The sequence below is a fragment of the Halotalea alkalilenta genome (genome assembly GCF_001648175.1).
Taxonomy (GTDB): domain Bacteria; phylum Pseudomonadota; class Gammaproteobacteria; order Pseudomonadales; family Halomonadaceae; genus Halotalea; species Halotalea alkalilenta_A.
Genome location: NZ_CP015243.1, coordinates 714,477 through 729,949, shown reverse-complemented (window position 1 = coordinate 729,949; position 15,473 = coordinate 714,477). Strand labels below are relative to the sequence as shown.

14 protein-coding genes are annotated in these 15,473 nt (G+C 65.1%); 7 read left to right on the top strand and 7 right to left on the bottom strand.

Going from position 1 to position 15,473, the window contains the following annotated elements:
• Positions 1-3 precede the first annotated feature (3 nt).
• Complete coding sequence (locus A5892_RS03255) at positions 4-1,224, top strand: winged helix-turn-helix domain-containing protein (protein ID WP_064121584.1); 1,221 nt, start codon at positions 4-6, stop codon at positions 1,222-1,224.
• 266 nt (positions 1,225-1,490) lie between these two features.
• Complete coding sequence (locus tag A5892_RS03250; RefSeq protein WP_064121583.1) at positions 1,491-2,810, top strand: flavin-containing monooxygenase; 1,320 nt, start codon at positions 1,491-1,493, stop codon at positions 2,808-2,810.
• Positions 2,811-2,829: 19 nt separating this feature from the next.
• Here A5892_RS03250 and A5892_RS03245 read toward each other — a convergent pair whose 3' ends face one another.
• From A5892_RS03245 to A5892_RS03225, 5 genes are all read right to left on the bottom strand, one after another.
• The gene (locus A5892_RS03245) at positions 2,830-3,774 is read right to left on the bottom strand and encodes a LysR family transcriptional regulator (RefSeq protein ID WP_064121582.1); all 945 of its coding nucleotides are present in this window, start codon (positions 3,772-3,774) and stop codon (positions 2,830-2,832) included.
• 382 nt (positions 3,775-4,156) lie between these two features.
• The gene (locus A5892_RS03240) at positions 4,157-4,990 is read right to left on the bottom strand and encodes an ABC transporter permease (RefSeq protein ID WP_064121581.1); all 834 of its coding nucleotides are present in this window, start codon (positions 4,988-4,990) and stop codon (positions 4,157-4,159) included.
• 11 nt (positions 4,991-5,001) lie between these two features.
• Entirely contained in the window at positions 5,002-6,246 is a 1,245-nt protein-coding gene (locus tag A5892_RS03235; protein ID WP_064121580.1) for an ABC transporter permease, read from the bottom strand.
• Between the two features lie 74 nt (positions 6,247-6,320).
• On the bottom strand, positions 6,321-7,394 hold the full coding sequence (locus A5892_RS03230) for an ABC transporter substrate-binding protein (RefSeq protein WP_082890236.1): 1,074 nt from the start codon (positions 7,392-7,394) through the stop codon (positions 6,321-6,323).
• 12 nt (positions 7,395-7,406) lie between these two features.
• Positions 7,407-8,558: an ABC transporter ATP-binding protein gene (locus A5892_RS03225; protein ID WP_064121579.1), complete on the bottom strand. Its 1,152-nt coding sequence runs from the start codon at positions 8,556-8,558 to the stop codon at positions 7,407-7,409.
• A 623-nt stretch (positions 8,559-9,181) separates the two neighbouring features.
• Here A5892_RS03225 and A5892_RS03220 point away from each other — a divergent pair.
• The 4 genes from A5892_RS03220 to A5892_RS03205 all read left to right on the top strand — a co-directional run bounded on the left by A5892_RS03220 (position 9,182) and on the right by A5892_RS03205 (position 12,323).
• The gene (locus tag A5892_RS03220) at positions 9,182-10,012 is read left to right on the top strand and encodes a transporter substrate-binding domain-containing protein (protein ID WP_223302779.1); all 831 of its coding nucleotides are present in this window, start codon (positions 9,182-9,184) and stop codon (positions 10,010-10,012) included.
• Positions 10,013-10,079: 67 nt separating this feature from the next.
• On the top strand, positions 10,080-10,751 hold the full coding sequence (locus A5892_RS03215; RefSeq protein ID WP_064121578.1) for an amino acid ABC transporter permease: 672 nt from the start codon (positions 10,080-10,082) through the stop codon (positions 10,749-10,751).
• Positions 10,748-11,407 (top strand): amino acid ABC transporter permease, encoded by a 660-nt coding sequence (locus A5892_RS03210; protein ID WP_064121577.1) that lies wholly within the window; start codon positions 10,748-10,750, stop codon positions 11,405-11,407. Before A5892_RS03215 ends, A5892_RS03210 begins: the two co-directional genes overlap by 4 nt.
• 16 nt (positions 11,408-11,423) lie before the next feature.
• Positions 11,424-12,323, top strand: a complete 900-nt coding sequence (locus A5892_RS03205; protein WP_082890235.1) for an amino acid ABC transporter ATP-binding protein — start codon at positions 11,424-11,426, stop codon at positions 12,321-12,323.
• Between the two features lie 134 nt (positions 12,324-12,457).
• On the opposite strand, the gene A5892_RS03200 is transcribed toward A5892_RS03205, so the two are convergent.
• Entirely contained in the window at positions 12,458-13,012 is a 555-nt protein-coding gene (locus A5892_RS03200; RefSeq protein ID WP_064121576.1) for a glycine zipper 2TM domain-containing protein, read from the bottom strand.
• A 489-nt stretch (positions 13,013-13,501) separates the two neighbouring features.
• On the opposite strand from A5892_RS03200, the gene A5892_RS03195 reads away from it, so the two are divergent.
• Positions 13,502-15,154, top strand: coding sequence for an electron transfer flavoprotein-ubiquinone oxidoreductase (locus tag A5892_RS03195; protein WP_064121575.1), 1,653 nt, complete (start codon positions 13,502-13,504; stop codon positions 15,152-15,154).
• 24 nt (positions 15,155-15,178) lie between these two features.
• Here the strand turns inward: A5892_RS03195 and A5892_RS03190 are convergent, their stop codons facing one another.
• Positions 15,179-15,454: a hypothetical protein gene (locus tag A5892_RS03190; protein ID WP_064121574.1), complete on the bottom strand. Its 276-nt coding sequence runs from the start codon at positions 15,452-15,454 to the stop codon at positions 15,179-15,181.
• Between the last annotated feature and the right edge of the window lie 19 nt (positions 15,455-15,473).

Below are 15,473 nucleotides of genomic sequence, written 5' to 3'. Positions count from 1 at the left end.
CCGATGGCGCGCGAGCGGCTGTCGGCGAGCCAAGCGCGGCGCCTTGCGCTCAGCGCCCAGGGGTTCGCCACGCCGCGACCGCAACGCTGCGACCGCGGACACCTGCGCCGGATGCTCGAACGCATCCAGGTGCTACAGATCGATTCGGTCAATGCCGTGGTGCGCGCCCATTACCTGCCGCTGTTCTCGCGGCTCGGCGACTACCCGCGCCAGCTGCTCGACGAGGCGGCGTGGAGCGCCGGGCGCCACCGCCAGCTGTTCGAGTACTGGGGGCATGAAGCCTCACTGCTGCCGCTCGAGCTCTACCCGGCGATGCGCTGGCGGATGCTGGAGGCTCGTGCGGGGGTGGGCATCTACAAGGGGCTCGCGCGCTTCGGCGCCGAGCACCGCGACGTCATCGAGCGGGTGCTGGGCGAGATCGAGCGCCACGGCGCGCGCCCGGCGTCCGCGCTCAATACCCGCCAGGGCCCGGCCGGCCCCTGGTGGGACTGGAGCGATGAGAAACAGGCGCTGGAGTGGCTGTTCGCCGCAGGCTTGGTGACCGTCTCCGGCCGGCGCGGTTTCGAACGGCTCTACGACCTGCCCGAGCGTGTACTGCCTGAAGCGGTACTGGCTCGCCCGGAACCGGACGCCGCCGCAGCCCAGCGCGAGCTGGTCGAGCGCTCGGCCAGGGCGCTCGGCGTCGCCACCCAGCGCGATCTTCGCGACTACTACCGGCTCTCGCCCAAGGCGACCCAGGAGGCGCTGCAAGCGCTGGTCGAAGAGGGCCGGCTGCGCCCGGTCGAGGTCGAGGGCTGGCGCGGCCCCGGCTATCTGGTCGGCGACCCGGTGATTCCCCGACGGATCGAGACCAGTGCACTGCTCGCCCCGTTCGATCCGCTGATCTGGGATCGAGCGCGCACCGAACGGCTGTTCGGCTTCCATTACCGGCTCGAAATCTATGTGCCCGAGGGCAAGCGCCGCTATGGCTACTACGTACTGCCCTTCCTCTTTGGTGAGCGCATGGTCGCTCGGCTCGACCTGCGCACCCGGCGGCGCGAAGGCATCCTCGAACTGCTCGCCGTCCACCAGGAGCCCGACCTTGCCATCGACGAGTACGAGCTCGAAGCGCTGGCGCTCGAGCTCGAGCGCCTCGCCGACTGGCTCGAACTGCCGCGACTGAAGCTCTCCTGCCCACGCCCGCTGGCAAGCCGCCTGGTACCGCTGCTGCAGCATCGGCGCTGAACCGGCGCGGCTGACCCACCGTTTCACATGAAACATCCCGCGCGAGCCGAGCGCGTGGAGATCGCAGGATAAGCGCCGTGCATAGGCCACGGCGCTTGCTCCTCCGGGGAGCGTGGGGGCCCCACATCCGGTCCGAACAGCTTTTTCCTCACCAGCAACGACAAAAATCCTAATTTCGCCCATCGCACGCGCTGCACAGAATGGGCGCAGTGGTCGCCGGTGGCACAGCGGCCTCGCGACCTACGACCAACATCAGAAGGCACGTCATGACCGAGACCGACAAATCCAAGCTGCCGACGGATTCCGACACAGGCCCCGAGACGATCGAAACGGATACGCTGGTGGTGGGGGCCGGCCAGGCAGGTGTTGCGATGAGCGAGCACCTGAGCCGCCTCGACGTGCCTCACCTGGTGCTCGAGCGCAGGCGCGTCGCCGAAGCCTGGCGCAGCGGGCGCTGGGATTCGCTGGTGGCCAACGGCCCGGCCTGGCACGATCGCTTTCCGGGCCTGGAATTCGAGGGTCTCGAGCCAGATGCCTTCGCCTCGAAAGATCGGATCGCGGCCTACTTCGAAGCCTACGCGGCCAGATTCAACGCCCCTATCCGTACCGGCGTAGAGGTGACGAAGGTCACCCGCAACGCTCGACGACCGGGTTTCACCGTCGAAACCTCCATCGGCGTAATCCAGGCCCAGCGGGTGGTCGCCGCCACCGGCCCCTTCCAGCGCCCGGTGATTCCCTCGATCGCACCGCAGGATGAGCGCCTCACCCAGCTGCACTCCGCCGACTACCGCAATCCAGAGCAGCTGCCCGAGGGCGCCGTGCTGGTGGTGGGCGCAGGCTCCTCGGGCACCCAGATCGCCGACGAGCTGCAGCGCGCCGGCCGTCGGGTCTATCTGTCGGTCGGGCCGCATGAGCGTCCGCCGCGCAGCTATCGCAACCGCGACTTCGTCTGGTGGCTGGGGGTGCTCGGCGAGTGGGATGCGCAGGTCGCCAAACCCGGCAAGGAGCATGTCACCATCGCGGTCAGCGGCGCCCGCGGCGGCTACACCATCGATTTTCGCGCGCTGGCCCATCAGGGCATCACCCTGGTGGGGGTGACCCGAGCCTTCGATCAGGGCGTGGTCAGCTTCCAGCCGGATCTTGCCGACAATCTGGCCCGCGGCGATGAGAACTATCTGGCGCTGCTCGACGCAGCCGACGCCTACATCGAGCGCAACGGCCTCGACCTGCCAGCGGAGCCCGAGGCCCGTGCCGCCTACCCGGAGCCCGTGTGCGTGAGCCAGCCCCTGCGCGAACTCGATCTCGCCGAGGCCGGGGTGAGCACGATCATCTGGGCCACCGGCTACGCGGTCGATTTCGACTGGCTGCAGGTCGACGCCGTCGATGCCCAGGGCAAGCCGCGGCATCAGCGCGGCGTGTCGAGCGAGCCGGGGGTCTACTTCCTCGGCCTGCCGTGGCTGTCGCACCGGGGGTCGAGCTTTATCTGGGGCGTCTGGCACGATGCCAAAACGATCGCCGAGCACATCACCATCCAGCGCCGCTACCTTGCCTATCGCGATGCCGGGCAGCGCCGGGCGGACGGCTGAGCCGCCGAGGTCCTCGCTCCTACCCAGGCGTCCCGCTGCGGCGTGCCGGGGATGAGTAACAGGGGTCGGCCAGCTGCTCCTTGCAGAAGTCGATGAACAGGCGCGCCGGCCTGGTCAACTGGGCGCGCTTGAGCCAGGCGGCCACCAGGCCGGAGCCGGTCACCGGCTCGACGATCTCGACCGTGACCAGCCGGCAGCCGTCGTAGCTGCAGTCACAGTGTGGGCGGGTGACCAGAATGGCGAAGCCGAAGCCCTGGCCGACCATGCCGCGCACCATCTCGATCGACGGCGAACTGAACACGATCCGCGGGCTCAGGCCCAGTTCGTTGAAGAGGCTGACGAAGTAGTTACGGCTTGGCAGCACGTCGAGCAGGATCATCGGCTCCGGCGCCAGATCGTGCAGCGAGACACTCTGCCGCAGGGCGAAACGGTGGCCCGCGGGCAGCAGTACGTAGGGGCGCTGGGGCTCCATCAGTGCCTCGGTCTCGATGGTGGTGTCGAGATCGTGGCGGTAGAGCAACGCCAGGTCGAAGCTGCCCGCAGTCAGGCCCTGCACCAGTTCGTGCTGCTCACCGTCGCGCAGACGGATCTCGACCCCCGGATAGCGCTGGCCGAAGTCCGCGATCAGGCGCGGCAGGATCAAGGGAGCGACGGTCTCGAAACAGCCGATGTCAATTTGGCCTGCGACCACGTCGTTGTCGGCCAGGGCGTTCTGCTCGAACTCATGGGCCACGCGCAGCAGCTGCTGCGCCTTGCGATAGAAGCGTCCGCCCGCCGGCGTCAGCGATACCCCCTGGGCGTGGTGGCGGATGAACAGCTGCACCCCGAAACTTTCTTCGAGGTTCTTGATCGCGGTAGAGATCGAGGGCTGCGCGATGTAGAGCTTGCGCGACGCCTCGGCGACGCTGCCGCACTCCACGGTGGTGACGAAGTACTTCAACTGGCGCAGGGTATAGGAAGCCACGAAATACCTCTCACGGCGCGATTTGGACTGGGCTTGCCTAGGCCGCGCTGTGCTTTCGGGCTGGGAGGACAGCGCCGCCGCTGGCATGGCGCCGGCGACCCGGCGACCGGTTGGGCATAGGATGGAAACAGAGTTTCCGGCAGCGGCTACCCATGATGCAAGGAGCGGGTCAACTCCGGCTAGGGCGCAGAGGCCTCCCCACCGCGGTCGACGTATGGTCGTATTCCCCTTCAGTCAACTTGCGTGGGCGAGCGGATCGAGAGGCAGCCAGATAGTGACGGTCTGCCCGACACCGACGCAGTACCACGGTGCCATCCGTCGAGAAATCCCTATTCCGTCGACTCAAGAACAAGACCTCTCGCTGCATGAAGTATCGGCTCATTCACTGGGATGACTGGCCGAACGCCTTGCGGCTGCGCATGCGCAGCCAGTTGAGGCTGGCGAACAGCGCCACCGCGAATAGCACCAGCAGAGTAGCCACTGCGAGGATCGCTGGATTGATCTGGTCGCGCAGGCCATTCCACATCTGCCGCGGTACGGTGATCTGCTCTTGCCCGCCGATGAACAGCACCACGATCACTTCATCGAACGATGTAGCGAAGGCGAACACCGCACCGGTTACCACCGCCGGACTGATCAGCGGCAGGGTGATACGCCGAAAGCACGTCCAGGGATTGCCGCCCAGGCTGGCGGCGGCACGCAGCAGGTTTTGGTCGAACGACAAAAGCGCCGCGGTCACGGTAATCACCACGAATGGCGTACCAAGCGCGGTATGGGCGAGGATCACCCCGAGGTGTGAGTTGACCAGCCCGATGGGCGCAAAGACATAGTAGAACCCCGCGGCGACCACCACGATGGGAATGATCATCGGCGAAATCAGCAGCGGCATGATCAGTCCGCGCAGAGGGAAGGCCGCACGACTGAGGCCCAAAGCGGCGAGGGTGCCGAGCCCGGTGGCGATGAGCGTGGAGGCTAGACCAATACCCAGGCTATTGAGAAAGGCGCGCTGCCAGACGGGACTGGTCAGGGCGGTTTCGTACCACTGCCAGGAGAACCCGGCCATGGGATAGGAGAAGTAGGAGCCTGCATTGAATGACAGCGGCAACACCACCAGGATGGGAGCGATCAGGAAACACAGCACAACGGCGCTATGCCACCCAACCCAGTAGCGTGCCAAGCGTTCACTGCGGGTGAGATTGACCGGCGTCTCGGCCATCGAAGGTCTCCTTAGCCGAAGCGCAGGCGGTCGATACCGACCAGCCGGTTGAAGACGAAATAGAAAAACGTGGTGAACAGCACCAGATAAAGCGACAGCGCGCCAGCCAGCCCCCAGTTGAGCTGCTGATTGGTCTGCATCGCGATCAATTGGCTGATCATCTCATCGCCGGCGCCGCCCAGTAGCGCCGGGGTGATGTAGTAGCCCAGCGATAGCACGAAGACCAGGAAGCTGCCGGCCCCCACGCCAGGCAGGCTCTGCGGCAGGTACACGCGCAAGAAGGCGATGGCGGGATGCGCGCCCAGTGAACGAGCCGCGCGCAGGTAGACCGGCGAAATGCCCTTCATCACCGAGTAGATCGCGAGAATCATGAACGGCAACATGATATGGGTCATGCCGATCAGCACACCGACGCGGTTGAAGACCAGTGACAGCGGCTGGCTGACCAGCCCGAGGCTGGTCAGCAGCGTGTTGATCACACCGTTGGGCTGCAGCAGTACGTACCAGGCAGTGGTGCGAACCAGAAGCGATGTCCAAAACGGCACGATGACCAGCAGCATCAGCCGATTGCTCTGGCGCTCGGGCAGGTTGGCCAGGAGCCATGCCACCGGGTAGCCGAGCACCAGACAAATCACGCTGACCAGCGCGCTGATCCAGATCGTCCGCGCCAGCGCCGGCACATAGATCGACTGCTCGGCAGGCAGCGTTTCGAGCCCACCCTGCGGCGCGATGCGCGCATCCAAGGCGGTCAGCAGGTAGTCCGGTGTCGGCGAGTGGGCGGCTCGCTTGAGCAGTTGCCAGATCTCTACCTCGTCCCAGCGCGGGTCGATACCGATCAAGGTCTGGCGCCAGTCATCGGCCTGCTCAGGCAGATTACGCGCGGTTTTGAAAATCAGGCTACGCATCTCGGCGCGATAAAAATTCAAACGCCGTGCGACGCTGCCTAGTTCGTTGGCATCGGCCGCCGAGCGAAGTTCACTCGCCAGTGCCGGATAGCCTTCGGCCGGCGGCATCCCTTGGCCATCCCAGCGCTGCAATACTGTGCTCAGCTGCGGCATCGCGCCGGGGAGCTCGTCGTTTATCAAACTGCGGGCGAGCAGCCCGCCGGTCGGCACGATGAAGGTGAGCAGCAAAAATGCCAGCAGCGGTATGACCAGCAGCAGCGCACGGCCAGACTCATGCCGGCGAGCTCGCTGATGGGCCTGCCTGAGCGAAGGCTCGATCAGCGCCGGCCGGTTTACGGCGGGTTCTGTCATCGCGTGGTCCGTCAGTCAATGATGGCGTGATGAATGACGACCGGCAGCGCCCCAGGGCGGTGCCGGTTCTTGCTTCATTGCTGGGCCAGCCAAACCTGAAAGCGGGTATTGATGGTGTCGAAATGATCGATCCAGAAGTTGCTATCGAGCTGCAGCGCGTTGGTGAAGTTTTCCGGCGCGGTCGGCAAATCGGCGAGCAGCTCCGGATCGACCAGCTCGATGGCCTTCTCGCGCGGCGGGGCATAGGCGATGTAGCGCGGCAGCCGGGCCAGCACCTCCGGCTGGGAGGCGTAGGCGATGAAACGCTCCGCGGTTTCGGCGTTGCGGGCCCCCATCGGGATGCCCCACCACTCGTAGTCATACACCTGAGCATCCCAGACGATTTCGAACGGCTTGCCTTCCTGCTTCGCTGCATCGAGGATGCGCCCGTTGTAGGCCTGGGTCATGACCACGGCACCGTCGGCCAGCAATTGGGGCGGCTGGGCGCCAGCCTCCCACCAGATGATTTCCGACTTGATGGTATCGAGCTTAGCGAAGGCGCGGTTCATTCCCTCCTCGGTGGCGAGTAGCGAGTAGACCTCCCGCGGTGGCACGCCATCGGCGATCAATGCCCACTCCATGGCGACCTTCGGGTTCCTGCGCATACCGCGCTTACCGGGAAATTGCTCTATATCGAAGAAGTCGGCCAGGGTGGTCGGACCTTCGGTCAGCAGGCTTTGGTCATAGGCGAAGATGGTCGACCACACCATGGTGGCGATGGCACAGTCACCGACCGCGCCCGGAATGAAGTCGCTGAGATCTCCCATCTCGGCGGTGTCGAGCGGCTGCAGCAGCCCCTCCTCGCAGGCAGCCAAGGCATCGTTGCTCTCCATGTCGACCAGATCCCATGTGGGATTGCCGGCCTGGACCATGGCGGCCAGCCTCGCCAAGCCACCGTCGTAGGCTTCCAGCCGGAAATTCGTGCCAGTTTCCTGGGTGAAGGGGTCGAAATAGGCCTGTTTGACGGCGGCTTCGAAGGCACCGCCGAAAGTGACCACGGACAGCTCGGCGGCCTGGGCGGTCGCTGGGGCAGCCAAAGGGGCGATCAAGGGAGCGGCCAGCACCAGGGTGAAGGCGCACATACGTCGTTGCAGCAAAGCGAGTCGCATATCGGGCACTCCTTATTGTTGGTCTTGTTGGTCGATTGAGCTTCTGGGAGGTGGAGGAAGGATGTTGCAGTCGTCTTCGCTCCAGCCGACGGTGATTCGCCCTCCCAAGGGGGGCAGCGGATACTCCTGGGTATTGGCCAGCTTGGCGACCATCAGGCCGCTTTGGCCCAGATCGATCTGCACACGGAGATGGTCGCCGTGGTAGACGATGTCGGCCACCTGCCCCTGCAGCCGGTTGTCATCGACTTTGACCGCATCGCCAAGCCGCACCCGCTCCGGGCGCAACACCAATGTGGCCCGGCTGCCGACGGCCAGATCGTCACGGTAGCGCCCAAGCAGCCGGGCGCCGCAGGATAGCTGCAAGGTGGCGCGATCTCCCTGGATATCACCGACCACCCCTGCCAATCCGTTGTTTTCGCCGATGAAATTGGCGACGAAGGCATTGCTCGGATGCTCGTAAAGCACCGCGGGCGGCGCAACCTGCTGGATGCGCCCGTCGTAGAACACCGCGACCCGATCGGACATCGTCAACGCCTCGCCCTGATCGTGGGTGACGTAGACCAGCGTCACCCCCAATTGGCGGTGCAAGTGCTTGATCTCTGCCTGCAAGGTTTCCCGCAGGCGCTTGTCGAGCGCGCCGAGCGGTTCATCCATCAATACCAAGCGCGGTTCGAACACCAGCGCACGTGCCAGCGCGACACGCTGTTGCTGCCCGCCTGAAAGCTGCGACGGGCGGCGATCGGCAATATGCGCCAGTTCGACCATCTCCAGCGCCTTGCGGATCTTTTCTCGCTGCTCGGCGCGCCCCATGCCCCGCACCGACAGCGGGAAGCCAATGTTCTCGGCCACGCTCATATGCGGAAACAGCGCATAGTGCTGAAACACCATGCCGATATCGCGCTTGTGAGGCGGCTGATGATCCAGACGCTTGCCGCCCAGCGTAATCGATCCCCTGCTGGGGGTTTCGAACCCAGCCAGCATCATCAAGGTGGTGGTCTTGCCCGAGCCGGAGGGACCAAGCAACGAGAGGAACTCTCCCTCCTGGATCGAAAGGTCCAAACCATGGACGACGTAGCTCTTGCCGTCGTAGCTCTTGCTGACGTCGCTGAAGCGGATGAAGGAATCTTGTTGTGTCGTGTGTAATCGGGTCTGGAAGCGTGTCATCCGGGACTCCGCATTGCTCAGCGCATACGAACCCGCCGCATCGGATAGCGGGAGAAACATCACCAAACAGCTAAAGGTGGGCGGTGCAACGGATGAAGGCCCACCGGGGCCTTATGCAAACGTCGCGGTGATCCTTCGGCACCTGACTCGGCGCTCTTGTACAGATCCTCGGGCGATCCAGCGCGACTGAACCGTCCAGGCTCATATTGGCAAAGCCATCGAGGCGGGAAAACCAGTAAAAATATGTTCAGGAGGCAAGAAAAAGCTGTGCTTGCGAAGATCGAACACCCTTGAGGCAGGGGACGATGCGATAGTAAATGAGTCGTCGCGCCGGCTGGGCAGGAGCGTCGCAGGATCAAAAAAATTGATCTCGAAGCCCATCTAAAAATATTTTAAAGATGCCGTTCGACTCTCTAGCGTGGAGCCACGGTCGAAAAATGAATAACGATAACAATGGAGTCCCCCGATGCTCGATCGCATCCATCGCCCCACCCCGCCTTGGCGACTCGATGCCGGGCGCGTAACGCCCCAGGTTCGCTGCGTCACAGGCTGAAAAACTTTTTTCGTCATCTCGCCGCGCCAGGCCGAGAGAGCCATGCGCATCATTTCTTCCCGGAGCCGACATGAACAACTACAAACCGAGCTCGATGCTCAAGATCCTCGCCGCCGCTTTGGTCTTCGCCATTGGTTCCCAAGCGGCCCACGCCGATGTGCTCAGCGATGCCAAGGCGAGCGGAGAGCTCAAGATCGCCACCGAGTTCCACTTCGCCCCCTTCGCCTACCTGGTCGACGGACAGTACGCCGGGCTCAATCTCGAGCTGATGGATGAAGTCGGCAAACGCCTGGGCTTCGAAGTCAGCTGGATCGACCTGCCCTGGGCGAGCGTGCTGCCGGGCCTCGAGGCGGGCAACTACGACTTCGTCGCGGGGCCTGCGATGGTCACCCGTGAGCGCCAGAGCCGCTATGCCTTCACCCTGCCGATCGCCGATGCCACGGTCGGGCTGATCAAGCGGGAGAACGACGGCAGCATCGAGAAACCCGAGGATGTCGCCGGCAAGCGCGTCGGGTTGCAGCGCGGCTCGGCCCAGGCCGACGAGTTCCGCGCCTTCAACGAGACCCTGCCCGAGCCTGCGACGATCACCGAATACGTCGACTTCACCCAGTCGATGGCCGATCTGGCCGCGCGTCGCGTCGATGCGGTCGCCAATTCGCTGCCCAACATCGCCTACACCGCCACCCAGCGGCCGATGTTCGCGGTGGTCGAGCCGACCTTCGGCAAGCCTGCCTACTTCGCCTACATGGCGCGCAACGACGCTGAATCCGCCTCACTGGTCGAGGCGATCAACGAAACGCTTGGCCAGATGCACGAGGACGGCTCGCTCGCCGCGCTGCAGACCAAGTGGTTCGGCGCACCGATGGATGTACCGACCGGCGACTTCGTCCCCGAGCTGTGAGGCCGCGAGGCCCCGCCGTGCCTGGTTTGCGCGGTGTGGAAAAACCGCAACGGGAGACTTCATCGCCATGTTCGACTGGACATCCTTCGTCCATAGCCTGCCGCTGCTCGGGCAGGCGCTGCTGGTGACGCTCAAGGCGTCGCTCGCGGGCAACCTGTTCGGTTTCCTGATCGCGATTCCCGTCACCGCCCTGCGCCTCTCCTCGCGACCGCTCGCCCGCGCGCTCGGGGCGGGCTACATCTTCGTCTTTCGCGGCGTGCCGCTGCTGGTCCAGCTGCTGGTGATCTACTACCTGCTACCGACCACCGGGCTGCCCAACCTGTCGCCGATGACTGCCGCCGTGCTGGCGCTGTCGCTGTGCTCCGGCGCCTATATCGCCGAGATCCTGCGCGGCGGCTTCCTCGCCATTGCTCCGGGACAGATCGAAGCCGCCCGGCTGCTCGGCATCGGCGCGACGACGACGCTGATCCGCATCGAGCTGCCACAGGCGGTGCGCCTGACGCTGCCGTCGCTGGTCAATGAACTGGTGCTGCTGATCAAGGCCTCGGCACTGATCTCGGTGGTCGGCCTGGCCGATCTCAGCCGGGTGGCGCAGAACCTTGCCGCATCGGACTACCTGTTCTTCCAGCACTACCTGGTGCTGGCGCTGGCTTACTGCCTGATCAACCTGCCGCTGACGTTCAGCGGCAGGTTGCTCGAGCGCCACCTGGCTCGGTCGCAGCACAGGGCCACCGAATGAATTTCGATCCTTCTATCCTCACCACGCATGCAGGCGAGATCGGCGACGCCTTCCTGGTCACCGTCAAGACCTGGCTGCTCGGCAGCGCGCTCGGGTTGATCGTCGGACTCGCCCTCGCCCTGCTGATCCGCTCGCTGGGCCGATGGGCGCGCCTGCCGCTGCTGGCATTGAGCGAGCTGATACGCGGCACGCCGTTCCTGGTGATCTGCTTCATCCTCTACTACGGCGGGCCGAGCATCGGGATCGACCTGAACGCGATCTTCGCCGGTATCGTCTGTATCGGTTTCTATTCCAGCGTCTACTTCGCCGAGATCTTCCGCAGCGGCTTCAATGCAGTGCCTCGCGGGCAGCTCGAGGCAGCCGAGTGCCTGGGGCTCGACCGCTGGCAGCTGCTCCTACGCATCGAACTGCCGCAGATACTGGTGATCATTCTGCCGGCGCTCACCAATCTGCTCACCGTGCTGTGCAAGGAGACCGCGATCCTCTCGATCATCACCGTGCCTGAGTTGACCGCGGTGCTCGGCGGGATCGGTACGCGCACCTTCTCCTTCGCCGAGACCCTGGTCGCGCTCTGCCTCGCCTACCTGCTGCTGGTCGAGCTCACCGCACGCGTGGGCAACTGGCTGGAGCGGCGCGTCGGCGCCTACCTCAATTGACCCGGGAGCGAATCCGATGAGCCAATCCCCGACCACCCCACAGGCCCGCTTTCCCGCGATTCGGCTCGACCAGGTCGGCAAGCGCTTCGGCGATCACCAGGTGCTCGAAGGAATCGATCTGGAGATCGCCCACTCCGAGGTGGTCTGCCTGATCGGCCCCTCGGGCTCGGGCAAGAGCACCCTGCTGCGCTGCATGGCCTTTCTCGAGGAGTACGACCAAGGCGAAATCTACATCGAGGGCGCGCTGATCGGCTGGGAGATCGACGACCAGGGCCGCCGCAGGCGGGCCTCGAACCGCCGCCTGCGCCAGAGCAGGAGCAATCTCGGCATGGTGTTCCAGCAGTTCAATCTATGGCCGCACATGACCGCCCTGGGCAACGTCACCGAAGCGCTCAAACGGGTGAAGGGGCTTTCGCGCCTGGATGCCGAGCGCCAGGGTCGCCAGGCGCTCGAGCGCGTCGGCCTGCTCGACAAGGCCGACGCCCACCCTGCGCGGCTCTCCGGCGGACAGCAGCAGCGGGTGGCGATAGCCCGCGCCCTGGCGATGGAACCCAAGATCATGCTGTTCGACGAGCCCACCTCCGCGCTCGATCCCGAGCTGGTCGGCGAAGTACTGGCGGTGATGAAAAGACTCGCAAGCGAAGGCATGACCATGGTCGTGGTCACTCATGAGATGGGCTTCGCCGCGCGGATGGCGGACACCCTGGTGTTCCTCGATCACGGACGCATCATCGCCCGGGGGGCGCCGACCCAGGTATTCGGCGAAGAGGCGCCGCCGCGCGTGCGCCAGTTCCTCCAGGACTACCTGGAACGCAACGCCCTGCTGCTCGACGCCAACACCGAGGCCCCCGAGGCGATGCCATCGAGCATCAGCGCAGGCGACGGGGCCGCCGCCCCGACCAAAGGCATATTCTGAGCTCGATCGAGCCGACGCACCGCAGGCTCTGCGCTCCAAAACAAAGCGGGGCGGCCACATGGCCGCCCCGTCATCCTTTTACACGCTCATCCGTGAGCGCTCGTCCTTGTCCGTTCGTCCCTGGGTCGTGAGCCTCAGCCCTGGGGAATACCCCCGTTCTGCCCAGGCAGTACCACCTGGCCGTTGTAGACCGGCAGGCGCTTGCCCGGGTCCTGCTCGGTACGCACGGTGCGATTCTGACCGTCATAGCTGTAGACCACGTCGAAACCGACCTGCTCCTCATGGCTCTCGGTGACCGTGTGGCAGCGGTTCTCGGTGGTGGTATAGGTGCTGCCGCGATTCATGTTGCCTTGGATCTGGTTACCGGCATAGCCGCCACCCACCGCGCCCGCAGCGGTCAGGATCTTCCTGCCGGAGCCACCGCCGAACTGGTTGCCGACCAGACCACCGATCACCGCGCCCGCGGCGGTGCCGATGATGTTGTTGCTGTCAGCCGGTGGCTTGTAGTGGTTGACGCTGACCTGCTCGCAGACCTGCCGCGGGGTCTCGACGGTGCGGGTCACCGGGGTGACGCTGAGCACTTCCGCGTAGGCCGGTTCATTGCTACCGCCGACATAGGAGGCCACCGCGACGCCGCCGACAATGCCGAGGACACCGATCGTGGCACCGATCGCAATCGATTTGTTCATCGCTCAACTCCCTGAATGGAACGTCCCTACCCTTCTCGTCGGGGCTAACGACGCGCACGCCGACGGGACGAATCATGCGCTGCTGGAAGCGAATCCTATGCGGTGCCCAGGGGCGCCACCACGGGCATTTGGTAATCATTGTATCGGAGGGTTAAATTCGCCAAATGAGCCAAAGCTCACAAAAAATGCGGCCATTTCCGGCAAAAATGACGTTTTCCCAGTTACATTCCATAGTGTATGTATCTGTCTGAGAACAGCGCTTACGCCGCTATCCGCCAAGATCGCTCACCATGAGCCAACGATTCTTTACCGAAAGCTGCCCGATCGCGTACAGCGCAACGGGTGCTACCATGCCCGCCTTGGTGAGGAAACCAGGCGCCGCGACCGCGCCGACGGCGGCGGAGCCCTTTGGCAAGCTCACGCACGCCGTCCTGGCAACGCGCAAACAGGGCGATGTGTCGCTGCGTTTCGAGCGAGCTGGAGACGGGAATGGATGTAGAAGTAATGGAATTCGACGTGGTGATCGTCGGCGCGGGCCCAAGCGGACTGGCGGCGGCGTGCCGCCTGATGCAGGGCGCTCGGGCGGCGGGCCGCGAACTGAGCGTCTGTGTGCTCGAGAAGGGCTCCGAAGTGGGCGCTCACATCGTCTCTGGCGCGGTATTCGACCCTAGAGCGCTCGACGAGCTCTTCCCTGACTGGGCCAGCGAAGGCGCCCCTACCGGGCCTGAGGTCGCCGAGGATGGCCTTTACTGGCTGAGTGATGCCGAACGCTCCAGGCGCCTGCCTGACGCCTTGGTGCCGAGGAGCCTGCACAATCTTGGCCACGAGCCTTCTCATCGCCTGATCTCGGCCTCCGAGCTGTGCCGTTGGCTCGCCGAGCGCGCCGAAGAACTCGGCGTCGATCTGTTCCCGGGCTTCGCCGCCCAGTCATTGATCATCGAACAAGAGCAGGTACGCGGAGTAGTCACCGGTGCGCTGGGGATCGCCGCGGACGGCAGCGAAAAGCCCGGCTATGCGCCGGGCATGGAGCTGCGGGCCCGACATACCCTGTTCGCCGAAGGCTCCCGCGGCCATCTCGGCAAGCGGCTGATCGAGCGTTTCGCGCTGGCGCAGGGACGCGCCACCCAACACTATGCGATCGGGCTCAAGGAGATCTGGGAAATCACCCAGGCCCAGCACCGCCCCGGGCGCGTGCAGCACGGTGCCGGCTGGCCGCTGGGTCGCGGGAGCCACGGCGGCTGGTTTCTCTATCACCTCGATGCGCGACGGGTAGCGGTCGGGCTGATCGTCGATCTCGACTACACCAACCCTTGGCTGTCACCATTCGAGGAGTTCCAGCGGCTCAAGCACCATCCGCTGATCCGCGCCCAGCTCGAGGGCGGCGAGCGCCTCGGCTACGCCGCGCGGGCGCTGACCAAGGGCGGGCCGGAAGCGCTACCCAGGCTGGCCTTCCCCGGCGGGGCGCTGCTCGGCTGCGACGCGGGCACTCTCGATGTCTCGCGGATCAAGGGCCTGCACATGGCGATGAAGTCGGGCATGGTCGCCGCCGACACCTTGCTCGCCGCCAGCGACGAAGCGCTCGAGCTTGGCCGTGGACTGGCGGAGTTCGACACCGCCTGGGCGGACAGCTGGGCCGGGCGCGAGCATGCGGCGAGCCGAGGGTTCGGTGCCGCACTGCACCGCCTGGGCCCGCTGCTCGGCGGCGCCTGGAACCTGATCGACCAGTGGCTGGGCAAGCGCCTGCCGAAGCTCAGCGACCTGCGCCCGGACCATGCCAGCCTGCGCAAGGCGAGCGAGGCGCCGCGCATCGACTATCCCAAGTCGGACAACCGGCTCTCCTTCGATCGGCTCTCGTCGGTATATCTCACCGACGTCCACCATGAAGAGGACCAGCCCTGCCATTTGCATCTCGCCGATGCCGAGGTGCCGATCAGGGACAATCTGCCGCGCTACGCCGAGCCCGCGACCCGCTACTGCCCGGCGGCGGTCTACGAGGTAGTGGAAGAGCAGGGGCAGACGCGGTTGCGGATCAATTTCCAGAACTGCATCCACTGCAAGACCTGCGACATCAAGGACCCGGCGCAGAACATCACCTGGGTGCCGCCGGAAGGCGGCAACGGCCCCAACTACCGCGGCATGTGAGGCGCTCGCTGAAGCGCCCGGGACTCACGCCGGGGCGCTGCGCTCGGCCAGGGCGTGGATGAAGCTCACATCGCCAACCCATACCAGCGCCACCAGATTGAGCACGGTGACCAGCGTACCCAGCAGCAGCGGCCGCTTGGTCGGGCCCTCGGCCGCGATGCCGAGCCCGACGGCGTGGAGCAACGCGCACGCGAACAGCAGTGGATAGCCATCGAGAGTGCTCATCGCGAGCAGCGGCGGAAGTGCAACCACCAGCACCGCGACTGCGGTCCAGGCATAACGAAGACGAACGGCGCCCATGCAGCGAGCCTCGAGGCAA